We start from the raw sequence: 17,892 nt of genomic DNA on the forward strand, positions 1-17,892 counted from the left end.
GTATATAAGGAACGAATTCGATAAGCATAAGATATACTATTAATTAGTTTTAGATGATATTATCAACAATAATTATTAGATAGAAACTAACAATAATGAACGGTACCGACTACTCTCAATTACTTATTTTTCATGCAATTGCTATGGAAGGCAGTATTAGTGGCGCAGCCCGAAGACTAGAAATGACGGCACCTTCAGTAAGTCATGCATTAAAATCTCTTGAACGCTCGCTACACGTACCATTATTTAATCGTACCACTCGGCGAATCGAACTAACTGAAGCAGGCGAACAACTTCGCCAACAGACAAAAACAGCTATAAGCGAATTGTCAGGTGCTTTTGAAAGTGTAAAAGAGTTTAGTGCAACACCAAAAGGGACAGTGAGATTAACAACCCCTCGTTTTGCATTCCAATTATTATTAGAGCCATACTACGAGGAGTTTTGTCGTCGCTATCCTGAGATCCAATTAGAGATATCAATAAATGATGCAACTGTTAACTTGATTACTGATGGTATGGATATAGGTATTCGGTTTGGAGACAAAATTGAGCCTGGCATGGTAGCTAAACCTCTTACTGCACCTTTCAAAGAGGGCTTTTTTTGCTCACCGAGCTATGCTAAAACCTATGGGATCCCTAAAACTATTGAAGATTTAGCTAACCATAAATTAATCCAATACCGATATATAACATCTAAAAAGTTAGTAGCCATTAACTTATTAAATAAAGGGCAGACAACGTCAGTAACAATGCCATTTGCGATGGTCGTGAATGATACGGATTTGATGATTAACGCGGCGAAAAAAGGCCTTGGCATAGGGCGAATGGTAGAGCCAATGTTACATAGCCACTTTAAAGAAGGCACTTTAATTCCAATCCTTGAAGAACATTGGTATCCCTTTTCTGGGCTTTTCTTATACTTTCAGCAGCACAGTCAAAAGGCGCGAAAAGTGAGAGTTCTTATAGATTTTATTCTAGAAAAGAATCGCAAACTTTAAATCTCATTTGATTCAGACCAAACTCGTAACTCATCGAGTATATGCAGTGCTGAGCGGCCAAAGTCAGTTAGCTCATAGGTCACCGCTATCGGGCGCGTGCTAATAACATGACGGGTGATCATCGCTCTACTTTCAAGCTCTTTTAGACGCTGGTCGATCATCTTTTTGCTTGCACCACCCAGCATGCGCGTTAAATCATTAAAGCGTACAGGGCCATCTTTTAAATGATAGATAATAGAGCCAGTCCATTTACCGCCAATCAAACGCATGCCTTTTTCAATAGCACATGGCTCCATGCAAGTATTTAAAACTTTTTTTCTACCCTTACTATCTGTTTCTACTGAACTTTCCAAAACATCCTCGCATTTTTCAGCCTAGTTACAAAAAGGTGACTGGTTGATTAAATAATCTAGGTTACTATTATATACCACAGAATGTATTTTGAACACGATAAAGTAACTAGCAAACGGATACTCAACTATGAAAAACGTATTAATTCTTAACGCACATCACTATTACCCTTTTTCTGAAGGTAAGTTAAATGCTGCTTTAATCGCAAAAGCCGACGCTTTTTTTCAAGCAAAAGGCTATCAAACACGTGTGGTTAACACACAAGACGAATTTGATGTAGAAACTGAACTTGAGAACCATCAATGGGCAGATATCGTCTTTTTGCAATCACCAATTAATTGGATGGGCATGACTTGGTCATTCAAAAAATACATGGATGAAGTGTACACCGCGGGCATGGGTGGAGCGCTTTGCCATGGTGACGGTCGTCATCAAGACAATCCAAAAGCCAATTACGGTAAAGGCGGCACCTTGACTAACACTCAATATATGATGTCGCTGACTTTAAATGCACCTGCAGAATCATTTGCAGATGCCGCTGACTTTTTTGAAGGTAAAAGTGTTGATGACCTTGTTTTCCCAATGCATATGAACTTTAAGTTTTTCGGTATGCAAGCGATGCCAACTTTCGCCTGTTATGACGTGATGAAAAATGCAGACATCGACAGCGACTTTGCGCGCTTTGAAAAACACTTAAACGAGAACTTTTAAGGAACACTCATGAGTAACGAATCTGTTTATAGCAACAAACTCCATCCGGGCAGTGCATTTCCTAGTATTAGTGCTGCACTTTTAAATGGTGAAGAGGCTGTTCTTGGTCAACCTCAACACGGTGCAAGCTGGCAGCTTGTTGTTGTTTATCGTGGTAAGCATTGCCCTTTATGTACCCGCTATTTAAATAGCCTCGAGCAGTACAAAGCGGCGCTATTAGAAACGGGTGTTGATGTAATTGCTGTTTCAGGTGATAGCAAAGAGCAGCTAGAAGCGCATTTAGAGCAGCTATCTGTGTCATTTCCACTTGCTTACGGTTTGACTACAGAGCAAATGCAAGCATTAGGTACTTACATTTCTGATCCCCGTTCACCACAAGAAACGGATCACCCTTTCGCAGAGCCTGCACTGTTTGTGGTTAACGAGCAAGGTAAAGTACATGTGGTTGATTATTCCAATAACCCATTTGTAAGACCTGATTTAGCAACTTTGGTAAGTGGGCTTAACTGGATACGCGACCCAAAAAATAACTACCCAATTCGCGGTATGCATAAGTAGAGAGTCGCCATGAGCAAAATGACAACTTTGCTGATTGGCTTGGTGAGCACAATTATGTGCTCACCACATGCTTTTTCAGCACAGCTTCCCCATGCACATATTGCTTCACCTAATCACTATGAAGTATTGCTAGATAACAGTGAAGTACTTGTTTTACGTATGACTTTAGCACCAGGTGAGCAAGATAATTGGCATAAGCATAATGCTGAAACAGTCTATTTTGAGACAGGTGGTAAAGCGACTATCAGTACTAAAGAATCACAAACAACAATTGAGATCCCTAATGGCTATGTGATGTGGCATGACGCATGGACTCATCAAGTCAAAAATGAGGGTGAAACCACCATCACTGCAATTATTGTCGAAAGGAAATAGATAGGATCAATTATGGCATTAGAAAACCACCCAATGTGGCGCTTACCTAAGCATCACCTAGATTTAAAAAGTTCACATGACCATGTTCATTGGGTTGAATTATTTTATGACCTTATCCATGTGGTAATCATTTTTTTGCTAGGTAATTTTTTGAGCGACCACTTACATTTAAGTGGTTTTCTTACATTTGCAGGTTTATTCATCACAGTATGGTTCGCATGGGCTGACTCCAGCGTTTTTAATTCACTCTATGTCAGTACTGATGTAAAACACCGGCTGATCATGGCCTGCCAAATTGTTACCGCCATGGTTATGGCTGCCTCGCTCCCTCATGTACTTGATAAAGGTTGGACATATTTTGCATTAGCCTATGCTGCTAATCGCCTTATTACAGCTTATTTATTTCATCGCACCAATCAATTGGGGGTCGAATCAACAAAATTAGCACGCAGTGTGAGCCGTAACTACTTTGCTCTTGCTATCATTTTTGCTACCACAGCATTTATGCCTGCCCCCTATCGTTATTGGGTGTTTGGCGCTGCGATTGCCGCTATCCAAGTTTTATATATGGCTCCAAAAATTGGTGTACTTGAAAATAAACGCTTTTTACCACGCCTTGGGCATATGTCTGAGCGTTTCGCCCTTTTACTGCTTATTGTCGTAGGCGAAGGTTTCTTTAAATTGGTGATTACTTTATCTGAAAAAGGAGTTTATAAAGTCGACCCCACTGTACTGGCTAACTTTATGTTTGGTGGTATTGCGGTATTTGTGCAATGCTGGATTTACTTTGATTTTGTTGGCAATGGTAAACCTAAAAATCAACACAAATGGACACTCGTAAGTTGGTGGTTAGCTCACCTATTTTTAATGCTATGTGCAGTTATGGTTGGCGTTGCACTCGCCGGCGAAGTGAAAGCCGGGTTCTGGCAACCGTACCCCCTAAAATATGGTGTCATTGGTTGTGTAGGGTTAGCAGGCTACTTATTAAGCTTATTGTGGATCCAGCTAATGATCGAACATCGCGTAGCCCATCGTTTTGCTACAGCCAAAGTAAGAATGTTTGGCGTCATACTTGCCTTGGTTACCATTCCCATTTTACCCCATGTGCCTTCGCTCATTGGCAACTTACTTTGGGGCACTGCACTGATTTCACAAATTGCCTACCCAGTCACTCGCGCATACTTTACCCTTTCAAAAGAAGAAGCTAATTCATAACGATTAAAACACCTTTGCAAAAACGACAAAGGTGTTTTGTTATCCTTGCTGTTTTTCGCAAATAAATTTAGCGCCACAATACCCTCATTACTTAATCATAAATCACTTTCAGGGCCGCATTAAATTGTTAAGTATTGCTTAGCTATGTCCCTTAAAGTTTGGAGTCATAATGAGTTTTGATAAATTAGCGCAAAAACCATTCTCAATTGGGGTTGAACTTCCGCTTGATAATGATTGGGTACATTTCAATCAACAATCAAATCAATCATTTGGGATCCCTAATTTAGCTAACCATGAATCACGTGTTCAACTTGCTGATGAGCTTGGCTACGCAGCGGCATGGGTTCGCGACGTACCGATTTATGACCCGCAATTTGGTGATGCCGCCCAAGTTTATGAAACCTTCAGTTACCTTGGCTACTTAGCAGCTAAAACCAAGAATATATTACTTGGCACCGCAGCGGTGGTATTGCCATTGCGCCAACCTTGGCTTGTTAAAAAGGCAGCAAATACTGTGCAAGCGCTTAGTAATGATCGGCTAATTTTAGGTGTTGCCAGTGGTGATAGACCTATTGAATATCCTTTATTCGATATTGATTTTGCAAGCCGTGGTGAGCAACTACGTGAATCTGTTTCGCTACTTAAAGGCGCCCCTAAGCGATCTTTAGAAGCGGGTCAAAAGCTACTACCAGAAGTGAAAAATTTCCCACTTTATGTAGCAGGTCTTGCTCAGCAAAGCCCTCAATGGGTTGGCGAAAATATGGACGGCTGGCTTGCTTACCCAGGCACACCAGATGATCATCAAAAGCGTGTCGCTTTGTGGCGAGAGGTCGCAGGAAATAAGCCGTACGTTAGTTTTATTCATTTAAATTTATTAGATGATCCTGATGCACCTATAAAACGTCATCGTTTTGGGGTTGAAACAGGCGTCAACGGACTCATCTCAGAGCTAAAGGCAATGAGAAATGCCGGTGTGAATCACATCGGCCTGCACTTTAGACGTAACGAATTACCCATTGAATGGGCATTAAAGCACATCGGCGAACATGTTTTGCCCACGTTCCATAATTAAGGAGTTATGATGTCACAATCAATTATGCCAAAACTGGGTTTTGGTACATTTAGATTACAAGACGAAGTTGCATATCAAAGTGTGCTAACAGCTATTGAAGAGGGCTTTAGACACATCGACACTGCGCAAATTTACGGTAACGAAGAAGCTGTTGGCCGAGCGATTAAAGACAGTGGTGTTGCGCGTGGTGAGTTATTTATTACCACCAAAGTATGGAATGATAAGTTAAATAAAACGGACTTTATTAACAGCGTAAAAGAGAGCCTGACTAAACTACAACTAGATTACGTCGACTTACTGCTTATTCATTGGCCAAGCCCAGCCAATGGCGAAAGCATGCATGAGTATTTGAGTGAATTACAATCAGCAAAAGAGCTTGGTTTAACGAAAGAAATTGGTGTTTCAAACTTTACCATTGCACAAATGGAAGAAGCCTTAAGTATTTTGCCAAAAGGCGCATTATTTACCAATCAAGTTGAAGTTCACCCCTACCTAACCAACCAAAAGGTACGTGATTTTTGTGCCCAAAACGACATTCTCGTTACCGGCTATATGCCATTTGCGGTAGGTAAAGTACTTAAAGATCCAACCATCAAAGCGATTGCAGACAAACACCAAGTGAGCACCGCTGAAGTAGTCATTGCTTGGGAGTTAGCGCATGACATGGTGACGATACCGTCATCTACCAAACGCGAAAATATGGCTACCAACTTAAAAGCCCTTTCGCTTAGCTTAAGCCAAGACGAGATCAATCAAATTGATGCCCTTAGTTGCGGCGACAGGCAAGCAAACCCGGATTTTTCTCCTGACTGGGATCATGATGAAGTAAAGACAACTCATGCTTGGCAGTTTCAAGGCGCTGATAAAGCACTCGCTTTGGGATTGAAAGCTGTACCAGCACTTAAAGCAGGGCAAATTTTGGTCCGAAACCTAGCGGTTGGTATTAATCCAGTTGATTGGAAGTTTATTCAAGCTGACCCTATAAATTGGGCAGATACACATACACCTGGCGTAGACGGTGCTGGGGTTGTTGATCTGGTAGGCGATGGCGTCGATACCAAACTAATAGGTAAAACAGTCGCTTATCATCATAGCTTGAGTGAAAACGGCAGCTTTGCTAAACACACAGTACTTTATGCAGACCGTGTTATGCAAGTGCCAAAAGGGTTAGCTGTCAATGTTGCTGCTGCATTACCTTGCCCACTGCTTACTGCATGGCAAGCTTTTAGCAAAATACCATTACGTAAAGACGAAAAAGTATTAGTAACCGGCATGGGAGCTGTTAATAAACTGCTGACACAAATGCTGAATCACAGTGGCTTTGAAGTACATGCTTTATCAAAAAGCCTAACGACTGAGCAAGCCGAAAAGCTTGGCGTTAAGTTAGTATTACGCGACGCACCATCTGAAGGTGGCTACTTTGCACTCTTTGATGCTAATGGCCCTGAAGAAGCTAAAAAGTTAGTGCCACTTCTACAGGCAAATGGTCATGTGATCAGTATTTTAGGACGTATTGAAACCCCAGTCGATGAACCATTCACGCGCACTATTTCTTATCATGAAATTGCCCTTGGTGCATTACACGATTATGGTGATTCACAGCAATGGCAACGTCTTGTAAGTGATGGCGAAAAGCTCCTTAATGACATTGTGTCGGGTACTTTAAATGTTGAAGAACCCACTGACTTTGAATTTAACAATCTCAATGATGCCCTTGAGTTTTCTAAAGTTCAAAAGCAAAAAGCCGTTGTAGTTGTTTAGTTATCATTTAAAAGGCCTCTTCTGAGGCCTTTTTATTTTATTCTGCTGTTTCTTTAGGTGTATTGTTGAATACAGCTAAATGATAAATAATCACTAAATTCGCTATAAACCACAGATCTTTAATTACAAACTGACCTAATCGCTCAAACACTGTAACGCTGCTAAGCGCATTAGGTGCGGTAATTAAAAATGTTTGTGTCATGATAAATACCGAGCAACAGGCTAGTCCAGCAAGTAAAATAAGTTTCGCATTTCTGATAAACAAGCCAACACCTAACAGCGCCACACTCAAAATATCAAATATGCCAATCGCATTTGATGCCCCTTGCACGCTAAAAACAATATACAACCAAGACATAAACGGTGAAGACTCAACAAGGCTAACAATCGCATTTGCTTCAAAAGCAAAAAACTTCATTGCGCCAATCCAAACCAACACTAATGCCACCGATGCATAATTCAAAGCAACATGCGCTTTATCACTCAAAACATCTTTGTAAAACACAAATAAAAATAAAGGAATAACAGCAAAATACTTAATAATACCCTGCCCCGAACCAATTACTGGAAAACCCCCTTCACTTGCAAGCCAACGATTTGCACTGAACAATGTAAGTAAACAGGTAAGTGCAATAATAAGAGCTGTCACGGTGGGAAGCGCCCTATTAATAAATCCTAAATGAGAATGAAGGCTGGTAATACCTACAAAACAAAGTGCAAAGCCTGCAATCATACTCATGAGATGATCAGGTACCTGAGTCTCTAAACCATAAAACGAAAATATACTGCCAATAGCATTGGGGTTTGCCCCCAAAATAAAAGACAAACCCAATAAAGAAAAACTGATAGTAATAAGTGCAATCACTAAATTATTTGATATACGTAAATTCATTTAAACCCCTCTATAAAACTCAATTAGAAGACCTAAGTTAGGGATAAAAACATTCACCATTTTATAATTTACTATCACCTTTTCCTGTTAAATACATATAACCTTTTGAATAATAACAATTATAAAGTTAGTCTTGTGAAACTTTCACAAAGAGTGAAAAGATAGTCGCCAAAGCAATTAACATCGCTATTACGACCAATGCAGACGCAAGTGAAGAAAAATGTGCAATTTGACCGACACTTGCAGGCCCCATTAATACACCTAAATAACCAAATGTTGTTACAGCAGGAATTGCCGTAGCTTGCGACATGTAGGTTTGCTTCCCTGCCGCAGAAAACATAATTGGTACAACATTGGCACAACCTATTCCCATTAACACATAACCAAATAGCGCAACATAAAAGCTCATTGATACAATAGCGATTATCAAGCCAAGGCTTGCTACTAAACCACTTATAGTCAGAACAGCCCTTTGCCCATGCTTTGCAATAATGCGATCGCCAAATAAGCGCCCTAAAGTCATTGTGACTGAAAAGCTAAAAATCCCTAATGCCGCCATTCCTGTTGATGCATTTTGATAATCAATTAAATATATTCCGCTCCAATCTAAAACGGTTCCCTCTGCGAGAAACATTGCAAAGCAAATAATGCCAATTAAAATCACCGGGCCTTTTGGGAGCGCAAATGCAGGACCTTCATTGGGGCTTGCAAAAGGAAGTAAGTCTCTCTTTGCGAAGATCAAACACAGTAATACTATCGCCGCCATTAGCATACAGATTTCGAATGCCGAAAAACCAGCAATTAGCAGCATTGCTACAGCACCCGCCCCTAAAATACCACCTAAACTGTAAAAGCCATGAAAACCAGACATAAGTGAAAGCTTAGAACGTTCTTCAACCAACACAGCCTGAATGTTCATAACACAATCAGTTGCGCCGATAGAAAGGCCAAAAATCACCAGTAAAGTTGCCAAGCTAGCCACACTATTTACTAAAGCAAAAAATGGTAGGCAAAAAATAATCATCATCGTTGAGAGCTGTAATACACGTTTACAACCATACTTAGTTGCGAGCGCACCTGATACAGGCATAGCAAATATTGCACCTGCACCAAGACACAAAAGCAACAACCCTAAAGTACTCTCATCAATGCCAATATGCGCTTTAATTACTGGTATGAGCGATGCCCACGTAGCCGTGGCTAAACCTGCACACAAAAATAGTAACCTTGTAACGAGTACTTCGCGCTTTTTAAACGGATACCTTTCTAACAACATCAAACAAAACCTTCCATAAAACATCACAATCGAGCAGGGTAAGTGACTAGGTTAAAACCCGTCACCTTCCCTCATTCCAGTTTATAACTAAGCTAAGGCTTAGTTATTGAGCTATTTAACTCTAAATAATCACAAAATTGCTAAAACGAGCATGCAATGCTACATTAGACTCAGTTTAAACTGCTCAATTATGATTACTTATGCTCGATTATGCTTCATTCCCAGATCAGAGGCAAGCACTGATCAAAGATCATTTACAACAAACCGGCCGAGTTGTGTGTGTTCAATTAGCCAAAGAACTTAATGTCTCAGAACATACGATCCGCCGAGATCTGCAAGAATTAGCAAATCAAGGGGTGTGTAAAAAAGTGTATGGCGGCGCTGTCATTAATGCACAAAATGATGGCAGTTTAGTGCAACGAATGGTTTTAAATAGTGACCGTAAGCAGCTTTTAGCTAAAGCGTGTATTCCTTACTTTAAAGAGCATGCATTTATTTTTATTGATTCTGGCAGTACCAATTTAGCCATTGCAAGTATGATCCCACACGATCTTACCTTAACGGTGGTTACCCACACGCCTGCAATTGCTATTGCACTACAATCACACCAACAATGTGATGTGATTCTGTTAGGTGGAAAAATAAGTAAGCAACAAGGCGCTGCAATTGGTAGTTGCTCGTTAAAGCAATTACAAACAATGCATTTTGACCTAGCAGTTTTAGGTGCTTGCGCAATCGATGCCGAGGTGGGTGTTTCAGCGTTTGACGTTGAAGATGCACAGTTTAAACACGCTATAGTAAAACAAAGCAATAATGTATTAATCGCCGTTACTGAAGAAAAACTGTCTTCAGTCGCAAGGCATAAAGTGACAGCGTTAGACGCTATTTCTGTTTTAGTTACTGATGCCAAAAAAAACGATATAAAACTCGCTGAATTTAAAGACACTGAATTAGAGCTTGTCTGTACCTCTGAATAAATTAAAACAGCAATTTTGTTCAAGTTTTTAGGTTGCCAGCTTCGCTATATTGGCGTAGGAATAATAACGAAGCGCACACCCTTCAGGAGCACCTGTGAGCAAAGACAATCACTTTAAGTACATTAACAACGAACAGCATCAGAGCATCTCTATGTTGACGGCGACTATGAGTGATTTTACCTATGCAAAACATGCTCACGAAGAGTATTCAATTGGTATTACTCTACAAGGGCGGCAAGATTTCTTTTGTCGTAATGCGTTTTATAAAAGCGTACCTGGCAATGTCATTTTGTTTAACCCAGAAGATATTCACGATGGTCACTCTGGCACTGAGCAAAACCTAGAGTATCTAATGCTGTACATTCATCCCGATGAATTTAAGCCTTTGTTCAAAGCACTTGGATATAAGCAAGATTGCACATTACGTATGGCAAACACCTTGTATGCTGATCCATTACTGCGTAATCAAGTGATTCACTTATCAAGGCTTTTACAAACCAATAGCACCAGCAAAATAGAGCGAGAAGCAGCAGTATTGCAAATGGCGCAGTCTTTAGTCAGGCTCAACGGCAGTCTTGATTTGCCAACTTTAAGCACCCGAGTTGATAGCTTGCTTCTGAGTGCAAAAGACTACATTTTGGCAAATATCTACAATGACATTGCTATTGATGACATTGCCCATGCTGCCACCATGTCGAAATTTCATTTTATCCGCCGCTTTCGCGAGCACTTCGGTATTACTCCACATCAATATGTTTTGAACTGTCGTATTAATTATGCCCGTAAAGCGTTACAGGTTGGCCGTGATGCCACCAGCGTGGCGGTTGAATCAGGGTTTGCAGATGCCAGCCACCTAAATCGTAACTTCAAACGAGCATTCGGTATGACACCAAAACAATTTCAACTGCAATGGGCTCGTAGATAGAGCTGAATTACTGATTTGGAGCTGTTATGGCAGATATTTTTGCATATGCTATTGGCATTATGTACACCCCTGGGCCAATCAATTTACTCGGTTTAAGCAGCGGCTTAAATAAACAAACTCGTTCACACCTTGGTTTTTTTATCGGCGTGGGTAGCGCGATGTTTATCTTATTTGTGCTGCTTGGCTACCTTGGCTTGCAAGTGATCAATCCGCAGTTTTTGCCTTATGTGAGCTTAATTGGTTGCGGCTATATTTTGTATATTGCCTGGAAAGTCGCAAAAGCAAATGTACAGGTGAGTGATACCTCAGCAGATGCCTCACTTAGCTTTTTCGATGGCCTGTTTATGCAGCTATTAAATCCAAAAGCCTTGGTGGCCACTTTGCCAATTGCTACGATTCAATTCCCAAGCGCCGATATTACTGGCGCTGCAATCGTATTTTGGTCTTTTATTTTAGCCATCCTTGCCTTCGGTGCGCCTACAAGTTACTCGTTAGCGGGCTTAGTGCTTGGCAAGCAAGTATCACGGCCGGGTGTTTTTAACATGTTTAATAAATTAATGGCTGTTTTGTTGGTTTATGTTGCGCTAATGATTGCCTACGAGCATGTGCTAACCCCGTTAATGGCCTAAAATTGATCATCCCTCGCAAACAGGCATAATAGCCTTATTCAGCAAACGGTTATCACAAAATGATGCAAGGCAATCTATCTATCCGCTCTTACAGTACTAAGCCTGTTAGTCATAGCCATGACTATCATCAACTTGTACTGCCCTTAAAAGGTGTGATTGCCATTAGTGTCGGCGATTTTCAAGGTAAAGTCGCCCCCGGTGAATGCGTGGTTGTCAAAGCCTCGCAATCACACCTGTTTACCGCAATGCCAGAGGCGCGATTTGTGGTGGCCGATATGCCAAAGTTACCAGATAACCTAGCGACTGCTGAACGCTGCGTGTTTGCTATTAATCAATCACTTTGGGCATTTTTGCAGTTTGTGGCAAAGCAACTTGAGCAAGCGGTTAATCGTGAATTAGAACTTGCCATGTTTAACACCTTCAATTTGCTGTTAGCTGAGCAAATTATGCAGCCTAAGGTCGACAGCCGTATTAGCGAGGCACTGCTTTATATTGACAGTCATTTAAGCGCTCCTCTTCATATCAAACACCTTGCCAGCATTGCCTGTTTAAGCCCTACGCAATTTAAGCTGCTGTTTAAGCAACAAACCGGATTAACTGTCATGAACTATGTAACTAAACAGCGAATGGAAAAAGCCCAAGCCTTACTCAGTCATACCGACTACCCGTTGCAGCGTATTAGTGAGTTAGTTGGTTACAATGAGCTTTCATCTTTTAGCCGTAGTTTTTCAAAGTACTTTGGCTTATCACCAAGCAAGTTTAAAAAATAACTTTAGTTTTTAACGCCAACAAAACCGTCCTTTTTGTCAAAAACCTTGCATCAATTTTGATTATGCTTTTGATATCTTAAATTTAAAGCGAATCATCAATGAACCATACCATCGCGACCATTGCCGTTTTAGTTGCCAGTGTGTTTTGGGGCACAACAGGCACAGCCGCAAGCTTTGCACCAAACATTAGCCCTTTTGCAATAGGTGCGTTTGCGATGGGGTTTGGCGGCGTATTACTTTGCTTAACCTCACTCACTCAGCTAATAAACAATGCAAGTACACTGCGTAAGCACTACCCCCTAACCCTACTTGGCTCAGCTTGTGTTGCTATTTATCCGCTGGCATTTTATACCTCGATGAATAGCGCTGGTGTGGCAGTAGGCACCGTTGTTTCGATTGCCAGCGCCCCTTTATTTACCGTCTTATTGGAATACTTAATTGAGAAAAAGCCTATTGCAACTCGCTGGCTAGTGAGCTTTTGCTTTGGTGCAGTAGGCATTGGCTTAATCGCGTTAGGCAAAGACTCACACTCTGCTGCTAAGGGGCTGTTTAGCCAAAACATCGGCATTATACTTGGCTTAATTGCAGGGCTTACCTATGCGGGTTATTCATGGGTTGCCAAACGCTTAATTAGCTACGGCATTCATTCAAGAGCGACCATGGCAAGCCTATTTGGTGGCGCTGCATGTGTACTCTTGCCTTCGTTATTAATCACTGGAGATGCGCTTTTTGCCACAGTTACCAATACCAGCGTGGCGCTTTACATGGCCATTGTGCCGATGTTTTTAGGTTATTGGCTATTTAGTATTGGTTTAAAAACCATCGCGGCTAGCCAAGCCGTGCTCATTACTTTACTTGAACCTATTATCGCCACCGTACTGGCTATTGTGATTTTAAATGAGCAATTTCAGCAAATTGGCTGGCTTGGAATTGGTTTAGTGAGCGTTAGTTTGGTAATTCAAACGGTCAATATTAAGCAGTTCGTGATACACTGCAAAAAACGCATATTGACGATTTAAGATGAGAAAAGACAGCCGACTATCACGGGTTTTACATGTACTGATCCATTTAAACAGTTACAGCCACCCTGTTACATCAGAGACATTAGCAAACATGTTAATGACCAACCCTGTGGTTGTGCGCCGTACTATGGCGTTACTGCGTCAAGCAGGTTATGTGTCGGCAATCAAAGGTCACAATGGGGGCTGGCTACTGGCCACTCCCTTAACAGACATCACCTTATTTGATATTCACCAAGCGCTTGGCGAAAAGAACCTGTTTGTAATTGGTCTAACCGATGAGCACAGCAACTGCCCTATCGAACATGCAGTTAACAGCGCCCTGCAAAACGCAATGGACGATGCAGAAGCCCTGTTATTAAAACGTTTTGCTGAAGTGTCGCTTGCAGAGCTTGCCAGTCAATTTAAAAAATAAGCGTCGTTACACTGCCTATTAATTGGCTTACGGCAATAAAAATAGGCAATCACAGCCTAATTAAGAGCCTTATACTTATAAAGCAAGCGGCATTTCGATTTTAGAAATAAAATCCCATCACTGTCATTATCTAGAACAAGCACTAGACCCCCTGCAAACCCTCTTAGCTTCAAACTATTAAGTATATTCTTAGCGTACTCTGGTCATTTTCCGATTGTCTGCCATAGTGCTTTTTCGGCATTTTAGACAAACACCCTGTCATTTTAGGCAAACATTCGTTTCAGCCCACTCCTATACTTAATCTCAATCAAGGACGCAAAGCAAACAGCTCTGCAATCGAGAATAGTCTCTGTCCTTACTCATTAACCCAAAGAGGATTTACGCTCATGAACAAAGTTACTTTTCCAAACACGAACGGTTTAGATATTACTATCGCTGGCTTATTAAATTTACCTGCTGATTTTGATGAAACAAAAACCTACCCAGCCGTTGTCGTATCGCACCCAGGTGGTGGTGTTAAAGAGCAAACAGCAGGGACTTACGCACGTAAACTAGCTGAGCAAGGTTTTGTCGCTATTGCATACGATGCATCTTACCAAGGTGAAAGCACAGGCGAGCCACGCCAACTTGAAAACCCACATGTTCGTACCGAGGATGTGAGTGCAGTAATCGATTACTTAACGACCTTACCTTATGTAGACAATGATCGCATTGGCGCAATGGGGATCTGTGCGGGTGCAGGTTACACCGCAAATGCTGCAATTAACGACCGCCGTATTAAAGCCGTTGGCACAGTCAGCATGGTAAATATTGGCCAAATGTTCCGTAATGGCTGGGATAACAATGTAAAAGACAGCGACGCTATCCCATATATCCAAGCTGGCTCTGATTCTCGCACATCGGATGCAAGTGGTAACGAGATTGCGACCATCCCAATGGCACCACTTAAAGAAGAAGATGCACCAAACGAAGAGCTTCGCCAAGCGTGGGAATACTACCACACAGACCGCGCAGCTTATTGCACTGCACCGGGTTTTGCGACTGCACGCAGCTTAAATCAAATCATCACTTATGATGCATTCTTTAAAGCTGAAGCATTTTTAACGCAACCATTACTGACCGTCGTCGGCAGCAATGCAGGCAGCAAGTGGATGAGCGATGACCTAATGGCGCGCGCAGCATCAAGCAGCAAAAAAATGTACATCGTTGAAGGTGCGAACCACATGGACCTATACGATGGCGAAAGTGAAATCACTGAAGCAATCAGCGTATTAGCCCCTTTCTTTACAAGCAATCTGTAATTATTAATCCGTATGAGCCCAAACAGGGCTCATACCTAAACGGCATTTAGGAGCAAACATGAACATTCAAACAGTTAGTATTCAAAACCACGATATGGCTTGGGCTATCTCAGCACTTGTTTTAACACCTGCTAATTTTGATGAGTCAAAAACCTACCCAACCATGATCAGTGTTCACCCATTTGGTAGCTGTAAAGAACAAACCTCAAGTAGTGTATATGGTAAAGCACTTGCTGAAGCGGGTTATGTGGTTATTGCCTTCGATGCCAGCTATCAAGGTCAATCTGGCGGTACACCTCGCTTTATTGAAAATCCATCACAACGTGTTGAAGATATTAGCCATGTTATTGATTATGCCGTGACACTGCCTTATGTCGATAACGAGCGCATTGGTAGCATTGGGGTATGTGGTGGGGGTGCTTATGTATTTAACTCTGCACTGACTGAAAAACGCGTAAAAGCCGTGGTCGGCATCACACCAGTTAATTTAGGTCGTTTATTTAGAGAAGCATTCACCGATTTTAACCCGCTTGGCGCACTTGAAGCGATGGCAGCACAACGTACTGCTGAAGCACTTGGTGGTGATTTACAAGTTAACGAATTACTCCCACCAAGCATTGAGTTTGCCCGCGACAATGGCCTGACTGAACGTGATGTTTTCGAAGCGACTGATTACTACAAAACACCGCGTGGTCAAAGCGAAGGCGGCGCAACACGTATGTTATTTTCTCATGCACAAAAAACCCTCACTTGGGATGCTTTCGCGTTTGCCGAAACATTAATGACTCAACCTATGATGGCTGTAATTGGTCAAAAAGTAGGAGCATTTGGCGCGTACCGTGACGGTAAAGAAATTTACGGAAAGTCATTTGCATCAAAAGACCGACAACTCGTTGAACTAGAAGATTGGTCGCACTATGACCTGTACGACAACCCAGAGCCAGTTGCATTAGCGATGCAGCAAATACTGCCTTTTTTAACCAAGCATTTATAAAAAGGCACTTGTAAGCTGAGCATGCATAAAGCAAATAAGTTAGGCCTCATGCTTGGCCTAACTTACTTTTGTTGTTGATTTGAATTTGCGATTTTAGGAGTTAACGAATGATTAAATGGCTATTTATAATACTCGCAGTTGTAATATTAGGGCTTTTATCTGTTGCCATTTGGGTCACACAAACCGAAAAATCACAGCATGCTAAAAACAGCTTACGTCTACAAAATGCGGAGCCGAAAATCACGCTTGATGCCAAAACAGCCGTCGTGGTTTTTTCTCGCTCTGGTAATACTGGGGTTTTAGCAGATCACATAGCACAAAAGCATAACGCAGAGCTGTTTGAGATAACGGCTACCGATTACGAACTAGGTATTCCTGGTTGGATAGCCGCTCTTAATGATGCCAGAAGCAAGGTAGCAACAATAACCCCGAGCAATATAAACCTTGAGAAGTATCAAACCATTTATTTAGGCTCGCCTATTTGGCTTTATAGCCCTGCCCCACCGATTTGGCAGTTTGCAAAAAATAATGACTTTTCAGGTAAAAATGTGATTTTATTTAATACCTTTAACAGTAAGTTCGAACAGCATTTTATTGATGATTTTGAAAAGCTGGTTCGGGCAAATGGCGCAAAAACGTTTTCTCACAGGTATGTGAATCGTGGCCGTATGGGCTCTCAAATTAGTAGCCAAGATATGCTCAATAAATTTGACAGCCAAGATAACTAACCGTGAGTTTAAAACATGATAGACACCAACCATCAAGAGATTGCTAAACCACTCGCGCAAAAGATTATGTTATTCGCTAATAAAGCGGGTGATATTACCTCTCATACGCCAGAGCTCACATTGCACATTCGTAACGCACCAACCGACCCCTTGCATTGTATTTACACATTAAGCCTTGCAGTGGTGCTACAAGGTGCAAAAATGCTTTCAGTCGAAAACAGTGTACTGCCCTGCTCTGGTGGGCAAACCATGTTAACAACTTTCGACTTACCTGTGGTATCCCATGTGACCGAAGCAACACGCCACCAGCCATTTGTTGCCATGGTGCTAAAGCTTGATTACAACTTAATTTTGCAAACAGCCGCAGAACTTAAACTGCCAAAACAATCACGCAACGAAACGTTTGCGCCGATTTCTATTCATAATATCGATGCAGGACTCACTGATGCACTCACTCGGTTATTTGAGCTTGAATATAATCCCGCACTTCGCGACGGCTTACAGCCATTACTCGCAAAAGAAATTGTTATTCGCCTTTTACAGGGGCCTCACGGGCCTCACCTTAGAAAACTGGCATCAGAGGGGTCACCAAGTAGTCATATCGTTAGAGTTGTGAGCTGGCTTAAAACCAACTTTATGCGCCCAGTACAAATTGACGAGTTAGCAAAACAAGCGCATATGAGCTCATCAACATTTCGCCAGCACTTTAAAACCATTACTGGCACCAGCCCATTGCAGTATTTAAAAACCTTACGCCTGCAAGAGGCTCGCGATCAAATGCTGATCAATGGTCTTGATGCTGGTCAAGCAAGTGGTGTGGTTGGTTACGAAAGCCCTTCGCAATTTAGTCGCGAGTACAGCCGTTTATTTGGCCTGCCACCGCAAAAAGATATGCAAAGGCTAAGGCAACAACAGTTATAAGAGA

The 17,892-nt window shown here is 41.7% G+C and carries 20 protein-coding genes and 1 pseudogene; 18 read left to right on the forward strand and 3 right to left on the reverse strand.

What is annotated here, in order from left to right:
• The first annotated feature begins 95 nt into the window (after positions 1 to 95).
• Complete coding sequence (locus CWC02_RS09350; protein ID WP_138617853.1) at positions 96 to 998, forward strand: LysR family transcriptional regulator; 903 nt, start codon at positions 96 to 98, stop codon at positions 996 to 998.
• On the opposite strand, the gene CWC02_RS09355 is transcribed toward CWC02_RS09350, so the two are convergent.
• Positions 995 to 1,351, reverse strand: a complete 357-nt coding sequence (locus tag CWC02_RS09355) for a winged helix-turn-helix transcriptional regulator (protein ID WP_138617855.1) — start codon at positions 1,349 to 1,351, stop codon at positions 995 to 997. The genes CWC02_RS09350 and CWC02_RS09355 overlap by 4 nt on opposite strands.
• A 127-nt stretch (positions 1,352 to 1,478) precedes the next feature.
• On the opposite strand from CWC02_RS09355, the gene CWC02_RS09360 reads away from it, so the two are divergent.
• The 7 genes and pseudogenes from CWC02_RS09360 (at position 1,479) to CWC02_RS09385 (ending at position 7,041) form a co-directional block, all read left to right on the forward strand.
• The gene (locus CWC02_RS09360) at positions 1,479 to 2,060 is read left to right on the forward strand and encodes an NAD(P)H-dependent oxidoreductase (RefSeq protein ID WP_138617857.1); all 582 of its coding nucleotides are present in this window, start codon (positions 1,479 to 1,481) and stop codon (positions 2,058 to 2,060) included.
• A 9-nt stretch (positions 2,061 to 2,069) separates the two neighbouring features.
• Positions 2,070 to 2,618: a redoxin domain-containing protein gene (locus tag CWC02_RS09365; RefSeq protein ID WP_054553544.1), complete on the forward strand. Its 549-nt coding sequence runs from the start codon at positions 2,070 to 2,072 to the stop codon at positions 2,616 to 2,618.
• Between the two features lie 9 nt (positions 2,619 to 2,627).
• Positions 2,628 to 2,993 (forward strand): cupin domain-containing protein, encoded by a 366-nt coding sequence (locus CWC02_RS09370; protein WP_249364090.1) that lies wholly within the window; start codon positions 2,628 to 2,630, stop codon positions 2,991 to 2,993.
• Positions 2,994 to 3,005: 12 nt separating this feature from the next.
• The gene (locus tag CWC02_RS09375; RefSeq protein ID WP_138617859.1) at positions 3,006 to 4,208 is read left to right on the forward strand and encodes a low temperature requirement protein A; all 1,203 of its coding nucleotides are present in this window, start codon (positions 3,006 to 3,008) and stop codon (positions 4,206 to 4,208) included.
• A 169-nt stretch (positions 4,209 to 4,377) separates the two neighbouring features.
• On the forward strand, positions 4,378 to 5,280 hold the full coding sequence (locus tag CWC02_RS09380; RefSeq protein WP_138617861.1) for a TIGR03571 family LLM class oxidoreductase: 903 nt from the start codon (positions 4,378 to 4,380) through the stop codon (positions 5,278 to 5,280).
• A gap of 9 nt (positions 5,281 to 5,289) precedes the next feature.
• A pseudogene (gene dkgB / locus CWC02_RS20960) lies at positions 5,290 to 6,096 on the forward strand (2,5-didehydrogluconate reductase DkgB); the annotation flags it as partial.
• Between the two features lie 102 nt (positions 6,097 to 6,198).
• Positions 6,199 to 7,041, forward strand: a complete 843-nt coding sequence (locus CWC02_RS09385; protein ID WP_249364091.1) for an alcohol dehydrogenase catalytic domain-containing protein — start codon at positions 6,199 to 6,201, stop codon at positions 7,039 to 7,041.
• Positions 7,042 to 7,078: 37 nt separating this feature from the next.
• On the opposite strand, the gene CWC02_RS09390 is transcribed toward CWC02_RS09385, so the two are convergent.
• The gene (locus CWC02_RS09390; protein ID WP_138617863.1) at positions 7,079 to 7,933 is read right to left on the reverse strand and encodes a DUF417 family protein; all 855 of its coding nucleotides are present in this window, start codon (positions 7,931 to 7,933) and stop codon (positions 7,079 to 7,081) included.
• Positions 7,934 to 8,060: 127 nt separating this feature from the next.
• On the reverse strand, positions 8,061 to 9,209 hold the full coding sequence (locus CWC02_RS09395) for an MFS transporter (protein WP_054553540.1): 1,149 nt from the start codon (positions 9,207 to 9,209) through the stop codon (positions 8,061 to 8,063).
• Positions 9,210 to 9,409: 200 nt separating this feature from the next.
• Between CWC02_RS09395 and CWC02_RS09400 the strand changes: the two genes are divergently transcribed.
• The 10 genes from CWC02_RS09400 (at position 9,410) to CWC02_RS09445 (ending at position 17,888) form a co-directional block, all read left to right on the forward strand.
• Complete coding sequence (locus tag CWC02_RS09400; RefSeq protein WP_138617865.1) at positions 9,410 to 10,186, forward strand: DeoR/GlpR family DNA-binding transcription regulator; 777 nt, start codon at positions 9,410 to 9,412, stop codon at positions 10,184 to 10,186.
• Positions 10,187 to 10,280: 94 nt separating this feature from the next.
• Positions 10,281 to 11,111: an AraC family transcriptional regulator gene (locus CWC02_RS09405; RefSeq protein WP_138617867.1), complete on the forward strand. Its 831-nt coding sequence runs from the start codon at positions 10,281 to 10,283 to the stop codon at positions 11,109 to 11,111.
• 26 nt (positions 11,112 to 11,137) lie between these two features.
• Positions 11,138 to 11,740 (forward strand): LysE family translocator, encoded by a 603-nt coding sequence (locus tag CWC02_RS09410; protein ID WP_138617869.1) that lies wholly within the window; start codon positions 11,138 to 11,140, stop codon positions 11,738 to 11,740.
• 59 nt (positions 11,741 to 11,799) lie between these two features.
• A complete protein-coding gene (locus tag CWC02_RS09415) occupies positions 11,800 to 12,510 on the forward strand; it encodes a helix-turn-helix domain-containing protein (protein WP_349304112.1) in 711 nt (236 codons plus the stop codon).
• Between the two features lie 98 nt (positions 12,511 to 12,608).
• Entirely contained in the window at positions 12,609 to 13,529 is a 921-nt protein-coding gene (locus CWC02_RS09420; RefSeq protein WP_138617871.1) for a DMT family transporter, read from the forward strand.
• Between the two features lies 1 nt (position 13,530).
• Positions 13,531 to 13,944, forward strand: coding sequence for an Rrf2 family transcriptional regulator (locus CWC02_RS09425; RefSeq protein WP_054562624.1), 414 nt, complete (start codon positions 13,531 to 13,533; stop codon positions 13,942 to 13,944).
• A 386-nt stretch (positions 13,945 to 14,330) separates the two neighbouring features.
• Positions 14,331 to 15,245, forward strand: a complete 915-nt coding sequence (locus CWC02_RS09430; protein ID WP_138617873.1) for an alpha/beta hydrolase — start codon at positions 14,331 to 14,333, stop codon at positions 15,243 to 15,245.
• A gap of 58 nt (positions 15,246 to 15,303) precedes the next feature.
• Positions 15,304 to 16,239: an alpha/beta hydrolase gene (locus CWC02_RS09435; protein ID WP_138617875.1), complete on the forward strand. Its 936-nt coding sequence runs from the start codon at positions 15,304 to 15,306 to the stop codon at positions 16,237 to 16,239.
• Between the two features lie 107 nt (positions 16,240 to 16,346).
• A complete protein-coding gene (locus CWC02_RS09440; protein WP_138617877.1) occupies positions 16,347 to 16,967 on the forward strand; it encodes a flavodoxin family protein in 621 nt (206 codons plus the stop codon).
• A gap of 15 nt (positions 16,968 to 16,982) precedes the next feature.
• Positions 16,983 to 17,888 (forward strand): AraC family transcriptional regulator, encoded by a 906-nt coding sequence (locus tag CWC02_RS09445; protein WP_138617879.1) that lies wholly within the window; start codon positions 16,983 to 16,985, stop codon positions 17,886 to 17,888.
• The last annotated feature ends 4 nt before the right edge of the window (positions 17,889 to 17,892 follow it).

This window comes from Pseudoalteromonas sp. S2721 (genome assembly GCF_005887425.1).
GTDB classification, from domain to species: domain Bacteria; phylum Pseudomonadota; class Gammaproteobacteria; order Enterobacterales; family Alteromonadaceae; genus Pseudoalteromonas; species Pseudoalteromonas simplex.